12 protein-coding genes and 1 pseudogene are annotated in these 15,871 nt (G+C 56.5%); 6 read left to right on the top strand and 7 right to left on the bottom strand.

What is annotated here, in order from left to right; all coding sequences use genetic code 11:
- Positions 1–2 precede the first annotated feature (2 nt).
- The 7 genes from GOX73_RS14200 to GOX73_RS14170 form a co-directional block, all read right to left on the bottom strand.
- Positions 3–1,115, bottom strand: a complete 1,113-nt coding sequence (locus GOX73_RS14200) for an ABC transporter ATP-binding protein (RefSeq protein ID WP_171123316.1) — start codon at positions 1,113–1,115, stop codon at positions 3–5.
- Between the two features lie 118 nt (positions 1,116–1,233).
- Entirely contained in the window at positions 1,234–2,358 is a 1,125-nt protein-coding gene (locus GOX73_RS14195) for an extracellular solute-binding protein (protein WP_171123318.1), read from the bottom strand.
- A 315-nt stretch (positions 2,359–2,673) separates the two neighbouring features.
- Positions 2,674–3,762: an ABC transporter ATP-binding protein gene (locus GOX73_RS14190; RefSeq protein WP_171123320.1), complete on the bottom strand. Its 1,089-nt coding sequence runs from the start codon at positions 3,760–3,762 to the stop codon at positions 2,674–2,676.
- 3 nt (positions 3,763–3,765) lie between these two features.
- The gene (locus GOX73_RS14185) at positions 3,766–5,421 is read right to left on the bottom strand and encodes an alpha-glucosidase (protein WP_171123322.1); all 1,656 of its coding nucleotides are present in this window, start codon (positions 5,419–5,421) and stop codon (positions 3,766–3,768) included.
- A 9-nt stretch (positions 5,422–5,430) separates the two neighbouring features.
- A complete protein-coding gene (locus tag GOX73_RS14180; protein ID WP_171123324.1) occupies positions 5,431–6,579 on the bottom strand; it encodes a carbohydrate ABC transporter permease in 1,149 nt (382 codons plus the stop codon).
- Between the two features lie 4 nt (positions 6,580–6,583).
- A complete protein-coding gene (locus tag GOX73_RS14175) occupies positions 6,584–7,591 on the bottom strand; it encodes a carbohydrate ABC transporter permease (protein WP_171123326.1) in 1,008 nt (335 codons plus the stop codon).
- A gap of 63 nt (positions 7,592–7,654) precedes the next feature.
- Entirely contained in the window at positions 7,655–8,923 is a 1,269-nt protein-coding gene (locus tag GOX73_RS14170; RefSeq protein WP_171123328.1) for an ABC transporter substrate-binding protein, read from the bottom strand.
- Positions 8,924–9,142: 219 nt separating this feature from the next.
- Between GOX73_RS14170 and GOX73_RS14165 the strand changes: the two genes are divergently transcribed.
- The 6 genes and pseudogenes from GOX73_RS14165 to GOX73_RS14145 all read left to right on the top strand — a co-directional run bounded on the left by GOX73_RS14165 (position 9,143) and on the right by GOX73_RS14145 (position 15,860).
- Positions 9,143–10,174 (top strand): LacI family DNA-binding transcriptional regulator, encoded by a 1,032-nt coding sequence (locus GOX73_RS14165; RefSeq protein WP_171123330.1) that lies wholly within the window; start codon positions 9,143–9,145, stop codon positions 10,172–10,174.
- A gap of 2 nt (positions 10,175–10,176) precedes the next feature.
- Positions 10,177–11,478 (top strand): annotated as a pseudogene (locus GOX73_RS20780) (GH1 family beta-glucosidase); the annotation flags it as partial.
- 42 nt (positions 11,479–11,520) lie between these two features.
- Positions 11,521–12,501, top strand: coding sequence for an ROK family protein (locus GOX73_RS20775; protein ID WP_254429212.1), 981 nt, complete (start codon positions 11,521–11,523; stop codon positions 12,499–12,501).
- Between the two features lie 38 nt (positions 12,502–12,539).
- Positions 12,540–13,466: a carbohydrate kinase gene (locus GOX73_RS14155; RefSeq protein ID WP_171123595.1), complete on the top strand. Its 927-nt coding sequence runs from the start codon at positions 12,540–12,542 to the stop codon at positions 13,464–13,466.
- 17 nt (positions 13,467–13,483) lie between these two features.
- Positions 13,484–14,149, top strand: coding sequence for a D-lyxose/D-mannose family sugar isomerase (locus GOX73_RS14150; RefSeq protein WP_171123334.1), 666 nt, complete (start codon positions 13,484–13,486; stop codon positions 14,147–14,149).
- A gap of 406 nt (positions 14,150–14,555) precedes the next feature.
- Entirely contained in the window at positions 14,556–15,860 is a 1,305-nt protein-coding gene (locus tag GOX73_RS14145; protein WP_171123336.1) for an extracellular solute-binding protein, read from the top strand.
- The last annotated feature ends 11 nt before the right edge of the window (positions 15,861–15,871 follow it).

The raw sequence follows: 15,871 nt of genomic DNA, 5'->3' as shown, positions 1-15,871 counted from the left end.
CTCTATTCCGCAGCCAGTTCACCCGCCGGGACCAGAACCGCGTTATGGGTCTCGTATTCCAGCGTGATGTTCTGTCCGGTGTGGTCTTGGAAGGACTGTCCGTGGTTCGGGATCGACACTTTGATCTCTTTGCCGCCTTCACCTTCAGTGAAGATGTTGAACACGTTGCCCTCGAACTCTTCGTGATTGACCCGCGCCGTCACGAAATGGTTGCCAGATGCACCTTCGGCCGCAATGGCAAAAGCCTCGGGGCGAATGAACATCATCGCCTCATCGCCTTCTTTCATCTTGCCTTGATTGGCGGAGGATATCCGCGCCACCAGATCGCCAGAACGGTTGGTGGCGATCAGGGCCTCGGCCCCCATGATCTGTTTGATCTTTCCTCGGAACACATTGTTTTCACCGACAAACGAAGCTGCAAATGCCGTGTTAGGGTCGTTGTAAATCGTCTTACCGTCAGCGATCTGGTCAATCACTCCAGCCCGCATGACAGCAATTTTGTCCGACATGGTCAGAGCTTCGCCCTGATCGTGAGTAATATAGATAAACGTGATACCGACCCGTTGCTGAATCTCTCGCAGTTCCGTCCGCATGTGTTGACGCAGTTTTAGATCAAGCGCCGAAAGGGGTTCGTCCAACAACAAAACATCAGGTTCGGCGCACAACGCGCGCGCAATCGCCACACGCTGACGTTGTCCACCTGACAATTCGCTGGGTAGCTTATCGCCCTGACCGGGCAGAGCAATCATGTCTAGCAACTCGTCCGCACGCTTGCGGCGTTGAGCAGCGCTAGCGCCTTTTATCTCCATCGAAAATGTTATGTTCTCCCAGACCTTCATCAAGGGAAACAGCGCAAGGTTCTGAAAGATCAGTGCGGTTGGGCGTTTGTTCGGCCCGATGCCTTGCATGTCGTTGCCACCGATCAGGACCTTGCCTTCGCTTGGGTCCAGAAAGCCCGACACGGCGCGCAAAATCGTCGTTTTGCCACAACCAGACGGCCCGAGGAACGAAAAGAAATCGCCACCGTTGATATTCACATTGGCATCCCTAACGGCGACGAAGTCACCGAAGCGGATCCAAAGGTTCTCAAGATCTACACCGACCCCAGCACTCATTTTTGGTATCTCCGTCTGGTGCGTTTGCTATGCGCACCCAATTAGCGTCCGCTGCACCTTGACGGTGCGCGGTTTGATTACCCTTCGCCAGGTGGCGAAGGGTATGGGTTCATCGCGATCAGGCGCTTTTGAACTTGTTGACGAACTCGGTCCGGGTTTCCGCGTACCATGGGGCCTCGGCCGGCCATGGGTTCAGATTGGCCAAAGAGTCGCCCGGATATGCTTCAGCGAAGTTCTTCTTGTAGGTGTCGCCGGAATACTGATCGGCACCCAGAACAGGCGAGTTATAGCCATGGCTGTCAATCGCGACACCGGCCGGTTTTGCCTGGTACGCAAAGTCGATAAAGGCGTAAACCTGTTCGATATTGGTCGCACCGGTCGGCATTGCCATCCCGTCAACCCAAGCCATCGCACCTTCGACCGGAGCCTGATAGTGCACCGGCTCACCCGCCGATTTCAGCGCCAGCGGTGGACCATCCCAAGTTTGACCAACCACAACGCCTTCGTTCAGCAGACCATTTTTCTGGGTATCCGCGTCATTCCAGATCAATTTGATCCGGTTCTTACGCTCAACACACCAGTCGGTGATCTGACCCCACACTTTACGCATGGTGTCTTCGTCACCATAGGCCGCCCAGACAGAGCCCGGCTCCATCTCGCCCGCGCGCTCCATATACAGACCCGCACCCAACATCATGGAGTGTGCGCGGCCCATGGTCTTGCCGGCGTTTTCTTCAGACCAGACATCCCCGTAAGACGGCGCGTCCCCTTCGGGCAGCCACAGATCGGTGCGATATGCGATCCCTTCGGTGCCCCAGATATGCGGCAACCAATGAACCCCGCTGTCCGCAAAGTTCCAGGCATCCGTGCCGATCGCAGCCATCGCCGGGTTTACCAGATCAATCGGCACCTTGTTCATGTCAAAGGGCTGCAGCAGTTCCAGTGGCTCCCACTGCAGGGACCGGTTGTTGGTGGGCGAGACAATGTCAAAGCCCTGACCTTTGGTCGCCTTCATCTTGTTGATGATTTCTTCGTTCGACCCGATACCGGTATAGTTCACCTTGATCCCGGTCAGAGTTTCAAACTCTTCCAGGAAACTGGGCGGCAGGTAGTCAGACCACATCAGAATGTTGATCTCACCCGATGAGGCAAGCGCGCTTTTGCTGTAAAGAGGTGCCGCCAGCGCCGCCGCGCCCGCACCTTTCAGTACCGTCCGGCGGGACAGGTTTTGGTGTTTAGTCATCGTCATATCTCCCGTTGTAGATCCGTTTTTTTGTTTTTGTGGATACAGGCTAGACCTTTGCGATCCGGCTGTCAGTCCAAAAGTGACAGTTCCCAGTTTTCATAAGTCCAGTTTGAAAACGATGTGCCCCTCACATGCGGTGTATCGCAATGAAACAAAGGGGCTGATGCGGATTAACTAAAATAGCGTGATGCGCCCCCAAAATGGGCGCACCGCGTGTTTGCCACTTATTTTGGCGACGACTGTTCTGGTGACTGCTTGAACGGGTTTGAATTGCGCTCTGATCGCAGGTGCATTTTATAACCGGCACAGATATCAGGGCTTTTTTCGCATGGTTGAACCATTGTGGAACAGATGCACCTTTTCAGGGTCGGCTGAAAGGGCGACGATCTGCCCCCGCATGTTGCGCTGAATGCCTTGCAATTTTGCAATTACGGACTCGGCCCCTTTACGGTTTTCGAAATACAGCAAAGTGACCTCTCCCAAGGCTTCGGTGAAATCCACCACCCCCTGAAAGGCGGCATCCGTGTCGCTTGGAACAAAATCCTCGGGCCGGATACCAACATTCACATGTTTGCCCTGATCCCCGGCTTCGGTCGCAATACTGCTGGTGATGGTTCCCCCAGCCTCCAACTCGACAACAGTTGTTTCGCCCGTTTGTGCAATAACCCCCGGCAGCAGGTTCATCGAGGGCGAACCAATAAACTGGGCGACAAATTCGTTGTCCGGGGTCTCATACAGTTCCAACGGAGTGCCGACCTGAGCAATACCCTTGTTGGCCAGAACCACGATCCGGCTGGCAAGCGTCATCGCTTCGACCTGATCATGCGTCACATAGATCATCGTACTGTCGGGCATCGCCTCTTTCAGACGCGCAATTTCGATCCTCGTCGCCACGCGTAAGGCCGCATCAAGGTTGGAAAGCGGTTCGTCAAACAAATAAACCTTGGGGTCACGCACAATGGCCCGGCCGATGGCGACCCGCTGACGCTGCCCACCCGACAGCGCCTTGGGCAAACGATCCAAAAACGGTTCAAGCTGAAGAATTCGCGCGGCGCGCTCGACGGCGGCATTGACTTCGTCGGCTGGCAGTTTCGCGATCTTGAGGGCAAAGGCCATATTCTCGCGCACGGTCATATGGGGATAGAGGGCATAGCTTTGGAACACCATCGCAATACCACGTTGTGCGGGTGGCACATCGTTCATAACCTGACCTTCGATCTCGAGCGTTCCGCCCGAGATTTTCTCCAGCCCCGCAATCATGCGCAACAAGGTGGACTTGCCGCATCCAGACGGTCCTACGAAAACAATCAACTCGCCGCGCTCGATGTCGAGATTGATATCCTTCAGGACATCAACAGTGCCATAGGTCTTTGCGACATCCGTGAGATTGAGTTCTGACATGACCTACCCCTTTTCCCGAGCCATCAGACAGAATTGAGCAGCGCCGAGAGTCAGATTTCCCGACCCGCCGACGCCGCCCAACTCCTCCCCGATAACGCGCCATTGGCCTTCGGGCGTGACGACCTCTGCGGAGTCTGCGCCCAGATTGAAGGCACAGAACACCTGTTCCGCTTGGTCTTCACGCACGAAAGTAAGAACCGAGCCGGACTGGACCATGTGAACTTGCGCCCCCGACATCAAAGCCGAATGCGCGTGGCGCAGCGCAATCGCCATACGGTAGTGGTGCAACATGGACTTGGGGTCCTGCTCCAACCGGTCCACGGCGCGCTCGGCTTGCGACGAGCTGACCGGAAGCCAGGGGCGCCCTTTGCTGAACCCAGAGTGTTCGTCCTGCGCAGCCCAGACCATCGGCGTGCGGCACCCGTCGCGGCCTTTGAATTCGGGCCAGAATTCGATGCCATAGGGATCTTGCAGATCATCAAATGCCACATCCGCCTCGGGCAGGCCCAGTTCCTCACCCTGATACAGGCAGGCCGAGCCCCGCAGGCACATCATGAGAACCGCGTGTTGCCGGATGGCCGCGTCGCTTAGGCCCCAGCGCGAGGCGTGCCGCTGCACGTCGTGATTCGAAAAGGCCCAACAGGGCCATGCATCGCCGGCCTTGTCCTGTAACTGGTCAAAGACCTGTTTGGCGTATGACGCGGTCAGGGCGCGCTTTTCCAGAAACTCGAAGGCATAGCACATGTGCATCCGCTTATCGCCGGTGGTGTATTCGCCCATGATCTCAAGCCCGCGCTGCGCGTCACCAACCTCGCCCAGACAGGCGCGGCCTTCATATTCATCAGTCAGCGCGCGCAGCCGTTCGAGGAAAGCGATATTCTCGGGCTGGCTCTTGGAGAAAAGGTGATCCTGATGGTTATACGGATTAACCATCGGCGCGATCGAAGCGTTTCGCTGATCCATCGGCAGGCCGGGGTTGTCGCGCAGCTGCTTGTCGTGGAAGTAAAAGTTGATCGTATCCAGACGGAACCCATCGACCCCCAAATCCAGCCAGAACCGGGCCACGTCCAGCAAGGCGTCCTGTACGTCCGGGCAATGGAAGTTCAAATCCGGCTGTGAGGTCAGGAAGTTATGCAGGTAGTACTGCAACCGCCGCGAATCCCATTGCCAAGCCGAACCACCAAAGATCGACAGCCAGTTATTTGGGGGCGTTCCGTCCGGCTTCGGGTCAGCCCAAACATACCAGTCGGACTTAGCGTTCTCGCGGCTTGCGCGGCTTTCGCTAAACCATGGATGCTGATCCGAGGTATGTGACAACACAAGGTCGATCATCACTTTCAAACCTTGACCATGCGCGTGATCCAAAAGGTCTTTGAAATCCTCCGTCGTGCCGAACATTGGATCGACATCGCGGTAATCACTGACATCGTACCCGAAGTCCTTCATTGGAGATTTGAAGAACGGTGAAATCCAGATTGCGTCGACGCCAAGCGAGGCGATGTACCCCAGCCGTTGCGTGATCCCCTTGAGGTCGCCAATACCGTCGCCATTGCTGTCCTGAAAGCTGCGGGGATAGATTTGGTAGATCACGCCGCCGCGCCACCAATCGGCCGGTGTTTGGGTTGCTTTTGTTGTATCTACAGTGTTCTGCACGTTCATCAGACGCCTCTATTTGACGGATCCGGCCAGCAGGCCCCGGACCAGGTATTTTTGCATTGCGAAGAAAACGATTAGCGGCACGGCGATCGACACGAAGGCCGCTGTTGCCAGGATTTCCCAGTTGCCACCCCGCGTGCCCAACAACTCGACGATCTGGTTGGTCATGACGGTGGTCTGACCCGACGCGTCGATCAAAAAGACCTTGGCGACCAGAAGATCGTTCCATGTCCACAGGAATTGGAAGATCGCGAAAGAGGCCAGCGCCGGGAAACTGAGCGGCAAGATCAGTTTGGTGAAGATCTGGAACTCGGTCGCGCCATCGACCCGCGCGTTCTCGATCAGATCACGTGGAAGACCGGCCATGTAGTTCCGTAGCAGATAAATCGCCAAGGGCATCCCGAACCCGGTATGGGCCATCCAGACACCCAGATATCCTTTGCCGATGCCAATATTCAGATGGAACTTCAGCAGCGGGATCAGTGCCAGTTGCAGCGGAACAACCAACAAACCAACGACCGCTGCGATCAGCAGGGCGCGGCCCGGGAAGTCCATCCACGCCAGCGCATAGGCCGCAAAGGCCGCCACCAAAATGGGAATGATCGTCGCCGGGATGGTCACAGTCAATGTGTTGAAAAAGGCCCGCCCCATGCTGTCAGAGGAATCTTCAGCCAACAAAACCTTGTGGTAATTGGCCAGCGTGAACTCGGGCGGTAATTCTGCGGTCACGAACACACGGGCACCCCGGCTGCCTGTGAATTCTTCCGAATTCTCCATCCTGTAGTTACCTTGCGCATCCACAGTGATCGTACCGCCCCGACGTAGTTCCGCCGTATCGCCCGGAACAAACGCATCCACGGCCCGGGAGCTGACCCCCCATTGAGAGATCGTAGCCGACGTCCCCGCGTCGAACAGGTTGCCTTCGATCACGTAAATCCCGTTTTCCAGAACCTGTGTGTCCGGCGCGGCGGACCGCAGAGTCAGGTTCTGTTCGGACGGGAAAAGGGATTTCCACCAGCCGCTGGTCGCAATCTGGTCTGCCGTTCGAAAGGATGAAATCAACAGTCCCAGTGTCGGGACCACCCATAGCACCACCAGAAACAGGACCGAGGCATGCACGACCCAGCGTAGCGCCGGTTTGGTTCCTGCAATATCGCTCATCGCCTCACTCCATCTCTTTGCGCGCGTTGCGCACGTTCCAGATCAGGATCGGTGTTACCAGCAGCATAATCACCATCGCCGAGGCTGACCCTACGCCCCAGTCGTTGGCGCGGAACAGTTTGTCATACATGTAGTTGGCCAGAACCTGTGTCTCCCACTGGCCGTTGGTCATGGCAAAGACGATGTCAAAGACCTTTAGCACCGTGATAGTGATCGTCGTCCAGACCACCAGAATGGTGGTTTTGATCTGCGGCACCTTGATCTTGAAAAAAATCTGGAACGGGTTGGCTCCGTCCAGAATGGCGGCCTCGATCGTTTCTTCAGGAATGCCTCGAAGGGCAGCGGACAGGATCACCATGGCAAAGCCGGTCTGAATCCAGATCAGCACCACCATCAGAAAGAAACTGTTCCAGAGCGGAATAGTCAGCCAGGTCTGCGGCTCGGTCCCACCAAAGAAGATGTAAAGCGCATTCAGCATCCCGATCTGATCCTGCTCGGCCGGACGGGTGTCGTAGACCAATTTCCAGATCACCGAGGCCCCGACGAACGAGATCGCCATCGGCATGAAAATCAGAGATTTGGCGACGTTACCCCAACGGATGCGGTCCGTCAGTTGCGCCACCAGCAGTCCAAACGCGGTCGACATGGCGGGCACGATGATCAGCCAGAACATGTTGTTGCGCATGGCTTCCCAGAATTTGGGTTCGTTGGCCATCTGGATGTAGTTTTCCAACCCAACCCATTCATACCCGCCGCCGGGGACACGATCGGTCAGCGAAAGACGCAGGGTTTCCACCACCGGATAGGCCAGATACAGGCCCAACGCCGCCAACGCCGGAAACAAGAACAGCCAAGGCCGGATCATGTTCGCGCGGTTGATATTGCGCCCTGCATTCGGACCGCGCGCCGGGAACAGCACTTTGTCCAGAAACTGGTTCGAAAGGTAGAAATAGCCCACACACCCTGACACGCCGATGGCGATGGTCAGCAGGCCCTGTAATGCCGGATGCATGCCGCGTCTCCCTTGCGACGGTGGCAGGCAACCCGAACTGGCGGGTTGCCCGATCAGGAACGCTTAGTCCAGCGCGTCCCAGGAGGATTGGATTTCGTTGGCAACCTCTTCCGCCGAGGCCCCACCAGCATAGTCGACCATGCCGGTCCAGAACGTCCCTGCGCCAACACCGCCCGGCATCAGGTCAGAGCCGTCAAACCGGAAGGTAGTCGCACCAAGAAGAATGTCGTTCATCTTCTTCAGCGTCGGGTCCGAGAACAGCGAGGTATCAACGCCCTTATGCGGTGTCAGGAACCCGGTCAGTTGCATCCAGGTCTCATGAGCCTCGGGGGTTTGCAGATACTCGATCAACGCATGCGCGCCGGGGCTGTCATTGGTGATCGCCCACAGAGTACCCGCGCCCAGAACCGGGCTGCCGAGGTCCTTGCCTTCATAAGCCGGGAAATAGAAGAAATCTGCGTCTTCACCTACAACAGTTCCTTCCGGAAAAAACGCTGGAATGAACGAGGCCTGACGGTGCATGTAGCATTGCGGAGGTGAGCTGAACATTCCCTTGGGACTATCGCGGAAGTCCGTCGTAGCCACTGCCCCTGAGCCGCCGGCAACATAGTCGTCATTGCGGGCAAACGCGCCGAACTCCTCGATCGCAGCGATGACCTTGGGATCATTGAACTTCATCTCATTGGCGACCCAGGCGTCATAATCAGCCGGCGATTGTGTGCGCAGCATCATGTCCTCGACCCAGTCGGTCGCGGGCCACCCGGTTGCTCCACCAGAACCCAGACCGATACACCACGGTGTTTCACCATCAGCCACGATCTGATCCGTCAGCGCCTTGAGTTCTTCCATCGTGGTCGGCACTTCGTAACCCGCATCTTCGAAATTTTCAGGCACGTACCAAACCAGGGACTTTACATCGACCTTGTAAAAAAAGCCGTAAAGATTGTCCGCGCCGTCCGGTCCGCCATATGTGCCCAAGTCAACCCAAGACGGCCCCGCGGCATAGTTGTCGCGAATCCAATCTCCCGTGCCATCGGCAAGCGGCGTCAGAAAGCCGGACTTAGCCATATCTGCCGCCAGGCCCGGCTGCGGGAATACGGCGACATTCGGTGCTGAACCCGCCTCGGCATCAATTCGGATTTGTTGTTCGAAACTGTCTGACCCGACATAGGCGTATTCATGCCCGGTTGCTGCAGCAAAGCCGTCCAGAACCTTTTCGACATTTTCCTGATCCGGCCCCAACCACGGACCGAACACGGTAACCTTGTCCGCCTGTGCAGCGCCTGACATCAGGGCGAACGTGGCCGCACCTGCGTAAAGCGAGTGTTTCATGAAATCTCCTCCCGTATCATCTCTCGCCTTGGAATCGTATTTCCAAAGCGCTTTGGATGAAGAACCTTATCCGCTAACATTCAAGCTCTGTCAATGTTTGGTTTGCCGTTTACCCAAGTTATTAATATTTACAGGCATATGTTTGAATCTTATTGACGCAAAGGTTAATTCCCCACAATACAGATAGCAGTCCCAATTTGAAGGCGCTTTGAATCGAATATGAACCTAAAGCAGCTCTCAGAAATTCTTGGCTTGTCCCAAACAACTGTCAGCCGTGCGCTGAACGGCTATCCCGAGGTGAACGAGGATACGCGCCTACGTGTGCAGGCCGCCGCCACGAAACATGGTTACCGGCCAAACAGCCGCGCAAAAGGGTTGGCCACAGGTCGGTCCATGGTTATTGGGCACGTGATTCCCAGTTCCTCGCAGCATGAAATGGTTAACCCTATTTTCGGCGACTTCGTTGCAGGTGCTGCGCGAAAATATGCGGAACATGGCTATGACATGATGTTCACGAATGCAGACGATACGTCGATCGAACGGGCGTATCGCGACCTGTTTCAACGCGGCGCCGTTGATGGAGTTGTCCTGCAGGGTCCGAAGGTTAACGAACCTCGGATCGGCGTACTTTCCCGCATGGGGGTTCCTTTCATCGTTCATGGTCGTGCGACCGGAGTTGAAGGGACCTACGATTGGATCGACGTGAACAACAAAAGTTCATTCCAAAGGGCCACCAAATTTCTGATCGACCTAGGGCACCGGCGCATCGCACTGATCAACGGGTTGGAAGATATGGACTTTGCCCAGCGTCGCCGCGCCGGATATCTGGAGGCTTTGCATGAGGCTGGGATAACGCCTGACCCGTCCTTGATGCGCAGCGCCGAGATGACCGAGGTCTACGGCCACCACGAAGCGCGCGCCATGATACAGATGGATAATCCGCCCACAGCCATTCTGATCTCATCCATGATTTCGGCGATTGGCGTAAGGCGCGCGCTGAACGAGGCTGGGCTGAAGATGGGACGCGATGTATCCGTCATCGCCCATGACGACGATCTGTCTTACCTGAAAAACGGGCAGGACGTGCCGATCTTTACCGCAACTCGCTCATCTGTCCGGCAAGCTGGCGAAATAGCAGCCGAAATGTTGATCGAGCGGATAAAGTCGCCTGAGGGCCCGGTTCAAACTAGATTGCTGGAGGCCGAACTGGTAGTTGGCGGCTCGACTGGCCCCGCTCCTGACAGGTTCTGAACATGAAATATGCCCGCACTGATTTCCCCAAAGATTTCCTCTTTGGCGTTGCAACCTCTGCCTATCAGATCGAAGGTCACGGACATGGCGGCGCTGGTCAAACACATTGGGACACGTTCGCCGCGACACCCGGTAACGTGGTGCGCAATGAAAACGGTGACCGCGCCTGTGATCATTTGAACCGCTTTAACGAAGACTTTGAGCTTGTGCGCGACGCGGGATTTGACTGCTATCGGTTCTCAACAAGCTGGGCGCGCGTTCTACCCGAAGGGCGCGGACCTATTAACCAGGAAGGGCTGGACTACTACGACCGCCTTGCCGATGCGTTATTGGAGCGTGGAATACGCCCCTGCGCGACGCTTTATCACTGGGAGCTTCCCTCGCCGTTGGCCGATCTGGGTGGCTGGCGCAATCGGGACATAGCCAACTGGTTTGCCGATTTTACCGAGATTATCATGGGCCGCATCGGTGACCGCATGTTCAGTGTCGCGCCGATCAACGAACCTTGGTGCGTAAGCTGGCTCAGCCACTTTGACGGCCACCACGCCCCCGGTCTGCGCGACATCCGTGCCACGGCGCGCGCGATGCATCACGTCCTACTTGCACATGGACGGGCTATCGAGGCGATGCGCGGTCTGGGCATGTCCAACTTGGGTGCAGTGTTCAATCTGGAGTGGGCAGAACCTGCGGATGACAGCCCCGAGGCACGCCGCGCCGCTGACCTTTACGACGGTATCTACAACCGCTTCTTCCTGAGTGGCGTATTCAACAAAACATACCCCCAGGTCGTTCTGGACGGACTGGAACCTCATCTGCCAAGCGGTTGGCAAAACGACTTCGGCACGATTGGCACCCCGGTCGACTGGTGTGGCTTAAATTACTACACCCGCAAGCTGATCGCGCCCGCAGATATTGCTTGGCCCAGCCTAAAAGAAGTCCCCGGCCCCTTACCAAAAACCCAGATGAGTTGGGAAATCGAACCCAGCGCCCTGACACGTTTCCTGACCCGTACAATGCGCGACCATACCGGTGATCTTCCTATCTATGTAACGGAAAACGGCATGGCCAGCCCGGAACGACAGCAGGATGATGACCGGATCGACTATTTGAACCAGCACCTTGCGGCCGTGCATGACGCGGTGGACCAAGGCGTGCCGGTCAAAGGGTATTTTATCTGGTCCTTGCTGGATAATTACGAATGGGCCTTGGGGTATGAAAAACGCTTTGGTCTTGTGGACGTCGATTTCGAGACGATGGAGCGTCGGCCCAAAGCGTCTTACAATGCAGTGAAAACTGCACTGTCCGGCAGCACAGTTTCGCTGCCTTTGGCGCAACCTGCGGGATGTATGCGCGACCATTGGAACTTGGTTGCCGATATCGGCGGCACCAACACGCGATTGGGAGTGGTCTCAAACGGCAAACTCACCGACTTGCGCAAATACCCCACGGGGTCACTTTCGCAATTGCTCGATGCGTTTCACAGTTTGCGGGATGAAATCGGAACCGATCCGCGCGCCGTCGTCGCGGCCGGTGCGGGACCAGTGCAGAACGGTATGATCCGGCTTACAAACGCGCAGCTAGATCTGTCCGAGGCTGACATCGCGCGCGCGACGGGCGCGCAGCACACATTTGTCATCAACGACTTCACCGCCGCCGCATGGTCGGTTGCCGAAATCACCGGCGATAACGTCGAAGTTCTGCAAGGCGCTGAAACGCCACCGATGGGAACACGGTTGGTTGTCGGACCGGGAACCGGGCTGGGCGTCGGCTCTCTGCTCTATTCCGACGGTCGGTTTCACACCGCGTCTGGTGAAGGTGGCCACGTTGGATTGTCGCCCCGTCACGAGGACGAGGTCGAAATTTTCCGCGCCGCGCGCCAAGTTGCTCCGGACTGTTTTTTTGACGACACCCTGACGCTTGAAGCCGAAATGTTCCTAAGCGGCACGGGACTGCCGATCCTGTATCAGGCAATTCAATTGGCGACAGGAAAGGCGACTGCCGAAACGCGCAGCGCCAAGGACATTCTGGATGACGCCCGCGATGCCTCGGACCCGCTCGCGGTCAGGGCAGCGCAGATGTTCACCTCGCATCTAGGTGCCGTAATGGGCGACTTGGCCGTGGTCATGATGCCTACGGGCGGTGTTTTCCTCGTCGGCGGGGTGGCAGAAAAGAACCGCTGGCTTTTCGCCGACGCTTTCAAGGATGCCTTCAACGCTGGTGGGCGTTTCAGAGAATTGCGGCGGTCAATGAACCTGTACGTTTCAGAACAGGACGAATTTGGCATTGTTGGCGCTAACAACTTCTGTAAAAGTGCGCTTGCGCGATAAACTGACCGCCTGACCCAATGATACAGAAAGGACCCGGCATGATCCTGTGCTGCGGTGAAGCCCTGATCGACATGATCGCCTCGCCCACCGTTACGGGCGAACAGGGATTTGTGCCCCATTCCGGAGGCGCGATTTTCAACACGGCGATTGCGCTTGGTCGACTTGGCGTTCCATCCGGAATGCTGACGGGCCTTTCCTCAGACATGTTTGGGCAGCAACTCGGCAGGTCTTTACAGGCCAGCCATGTGGACACCAGTCATGTCATTGAAACCGACCGCCCGACAACTTTGGCGTTTGTGCAGCTAAAGGACGGGCACGCTACCTATAGTTTTCTGGACGAAAACTCAGCAGGTCGCATGTTGACGCCCGAGGACATGCCCAACCAGTTGCCAGCGGTATCGGCTTTGTATTTCGGCGGTATCAGCCTTGCCTGCGAACCCTGTGCCGACGCCTATGCATCCTTGTTGGATCAACACGGCTCGGAAAAGGCCGTTATGCTGGATCCAAACATCCGTCCCGGTTTTATCAATGATCAAACCCGTTATCGCACCCGGCTCAACGCTATGATCGCTCAGGCCGATATCGTAAAGGTTTCCGATGAAGATCTGGATTGGATCATTCCCGGGCCAGAAAGCCTGACTGACAAAGTTTCGCTGTTGCTGAAAGAAGGCCCCGCCATTGTCATCGTCACCAAAGGCAGCGAGGGGGCATCCGGATATTTGCCGGATGGCAGGTCAACCTCGGTGCCTGTCAAAAGGGTCGTAGTTGTGGACACCGTCGGCGCCGGAGACACGTTCAACGCTGGCGTATTGGCCGAGTTGGAACGTGCAGGCCACCTGAACAAACAAGGGCTTCGTTCCCTCAACCCAGACCAACTGAAAGATGCTCTTGCCAAGGGTGCACAAGTCGCTGCCGTGACGGTTTCTCGCGCAGGGGCAAACCCACCTTGGGCAAACGAACTCTGACCCCGAAAGGGACACCGATGAAACGATCAGATATCAACGCAATCAAAACCGAAGCCGAAGCTTTCATTCGGTCTTTCGGAGTGGTTTTGCCCCCTTTTGCCAACTGGACGCCAGATCAGATGAGAAGCGATCAGGCAACAGTTATTCGCGAACGTGGATTGGGGTGGGATATCACCGACTACGGACAGGGACGGTTCGATGAACTAGGGCTGTTCCTGTTCACGTTGCGCAATGGCGATGTCGCCGATCTGAACCAAGGGCGCGGCATGCTGTACGCAGAGAAACTGCTTGTCTCGCGGGACAAACAGCTTTCGCCAATGCATCGTCATATCATAAAGGCCGAAGACATTATCAACCGAGGTGGTGGCGATCTGGTGATGGAAATCTACGCTTCGGATTCCGTGGGCGGGATCGACCGGGAAAACGCTGTGACAGTGCCCAGCGACGGGTGCCCGGTGTCGATCCAACCCGGCGAGCTTTTGCGGCTCGGACCGGGTCAAAGCGTAACCTTAATGCCGGGCATCTGGCACGCTTTCTGGGCCGAAAAGGGCGATTGCCTGATTGGTGAAGTGTCAACTGTAAACGATGATCGTACCGACAACGTATTCGAGGACCCAATTCCGCGTTTCGCCACAATCGAAGAAGACGCGGCACAGGAATTCCTTTTGGTTGCGGATTATTGAACCAATAATCCGCTCGCAATCTGGACGCATCAAGCAAATGAAATAGTGCCGTGCGTTCCCAACGATCTGCTGGATTGCCATGCAGACAAGTCGCGTTCGCTTATTGATTGGCGCCGACGTCCCGACCTTCGTTGAAACAACGGCTTAGCGTTGGTTTTCGGCCGCGATGCGCGTGCAACTGACACTTTGAAGTCGGCATTCCCTTTGGGGAAATATGTCAAAATTGCTTTAAAAAACATTCACCTGACTGTCACACGACCCACGTACCTAACGCTGAGTACGCATACCGTGTACAGCGTTCGGGGCCTTCCCTGATAGCGCTGCTATTCTATTACCCCAAGGGGCAAATGCCTCTGAATTTGGCGAGCCTTTTTGTCAAAGGCCGCTGCTGAACCGGAGTTAATACATGACCAATCTGAAGCTCTGCGCAACCGCCGCTGCCATAGCCTTTAGCGCGACTGCGGCTTTTGCAGAAACCGAGATCACCTGGTGGCACGCCATGGGTGGTCAGCTTGGTGAAACAGTCAACAAGATCGCCGAAGATTTCAATGCCTCGCAAGACAGCTACAAGATCACTCCGGTCTATAAAGGCAGCTACGAAGAAACCCTGACCGCAGGTATTGCCGCCTTCCGCGCGGGCGAACAACCCAACGTCATGCAGGTGTTCGACGCAGGCGCCGCCACCGTGATCGGGGCCAAGGGCGCGACCATTCCGGTTCAGGATCTACTGGCAGACAATGGCGTTGAATTCGACATTAACGATTACATCGCCGGAGTGCGGTACTTCTATGCCGACAGCGACGGCAAAATGATCGGGATGCCCTTCAACTCGTCCACGCCGATCCTGTATTACAACATGGACGCGTTGGAGGCCGCAGGCGTCACCCCGCCAAAAACCTGGGAAGAGTTCCAGTCGACCACCGCACCCGCACTGAAAGACGCAGGCTATATCGCGCTCAGTCAGTCGCACCTGCCCTGGATCTTCACCGAAAACTTCATGTCGCGCCACAACCTGCCGTTTGCCACCAACAACAACGGCTATGACGGCACTGACACGCAGATTCTGGTGAACAACGACGCGATCAAAGCGCATTTCACCGCCGTGACCGAATGGAAAGACGACGGACTGTTCGAATGGTACGGTACCGGCTGGGGCGACAATGCCAAACCGTTCGAAGAAGGCAAAGTTGCCATGTGGCTGGGTTCGTCCGGCTCGTTCGGCGGCCTGCTGCAAAAAGACCTGCCGTTCGAATTCAGCGCAACCGAGCTGCCCTATTGGGAAGCCGTCACCACTGAGCCCACCCAAACCTTTATCGGTGGTGCCGCCCTGTTCGCCATGTCGGGTAAATCCGACGCGGAAAACAAGGCCACGGCTGAATTCTTCCGCTTTCTGACCGCGCCCGAGACCCAGTATTTCTGGCATCAGGAAACCGGCTATGTGCCAATCACCGAAGCCGCTTATGACGTCGCCAAGAAAGACGGCCACTATGACCGTTTTCCGGCTGCCGAAGTTGGTGTGAACCAGTTGCAGGCCAAAGCGGGCGACAACACCAAGGGCTACCGCATGGGCTTTTACGTCCAGATCCGCGACATCATGAACCGCGAATATGGCCGCGTCCTGACCGGTGAAACCGACGTCGAAGCCGCGTTCAAGACTATCGAAGCCGAAGCCAACGCGCTGCTGGCCCGCTTCGCCAAGACCCAAGGTTAACGCCCTGGATC

It is taken from the genome of Ruegeria sp. HKCCD7221, from assembly GCF_013031225.1.
Lineage (GTDB): Bacteria > Pseudomonadota > Alphaproteobacteria > Rhodobacterales > Rhodobacteraceae > Ruegeria.
This window is presented reverse-complemented; position numbering and strand designations above follow the sequence as displayed.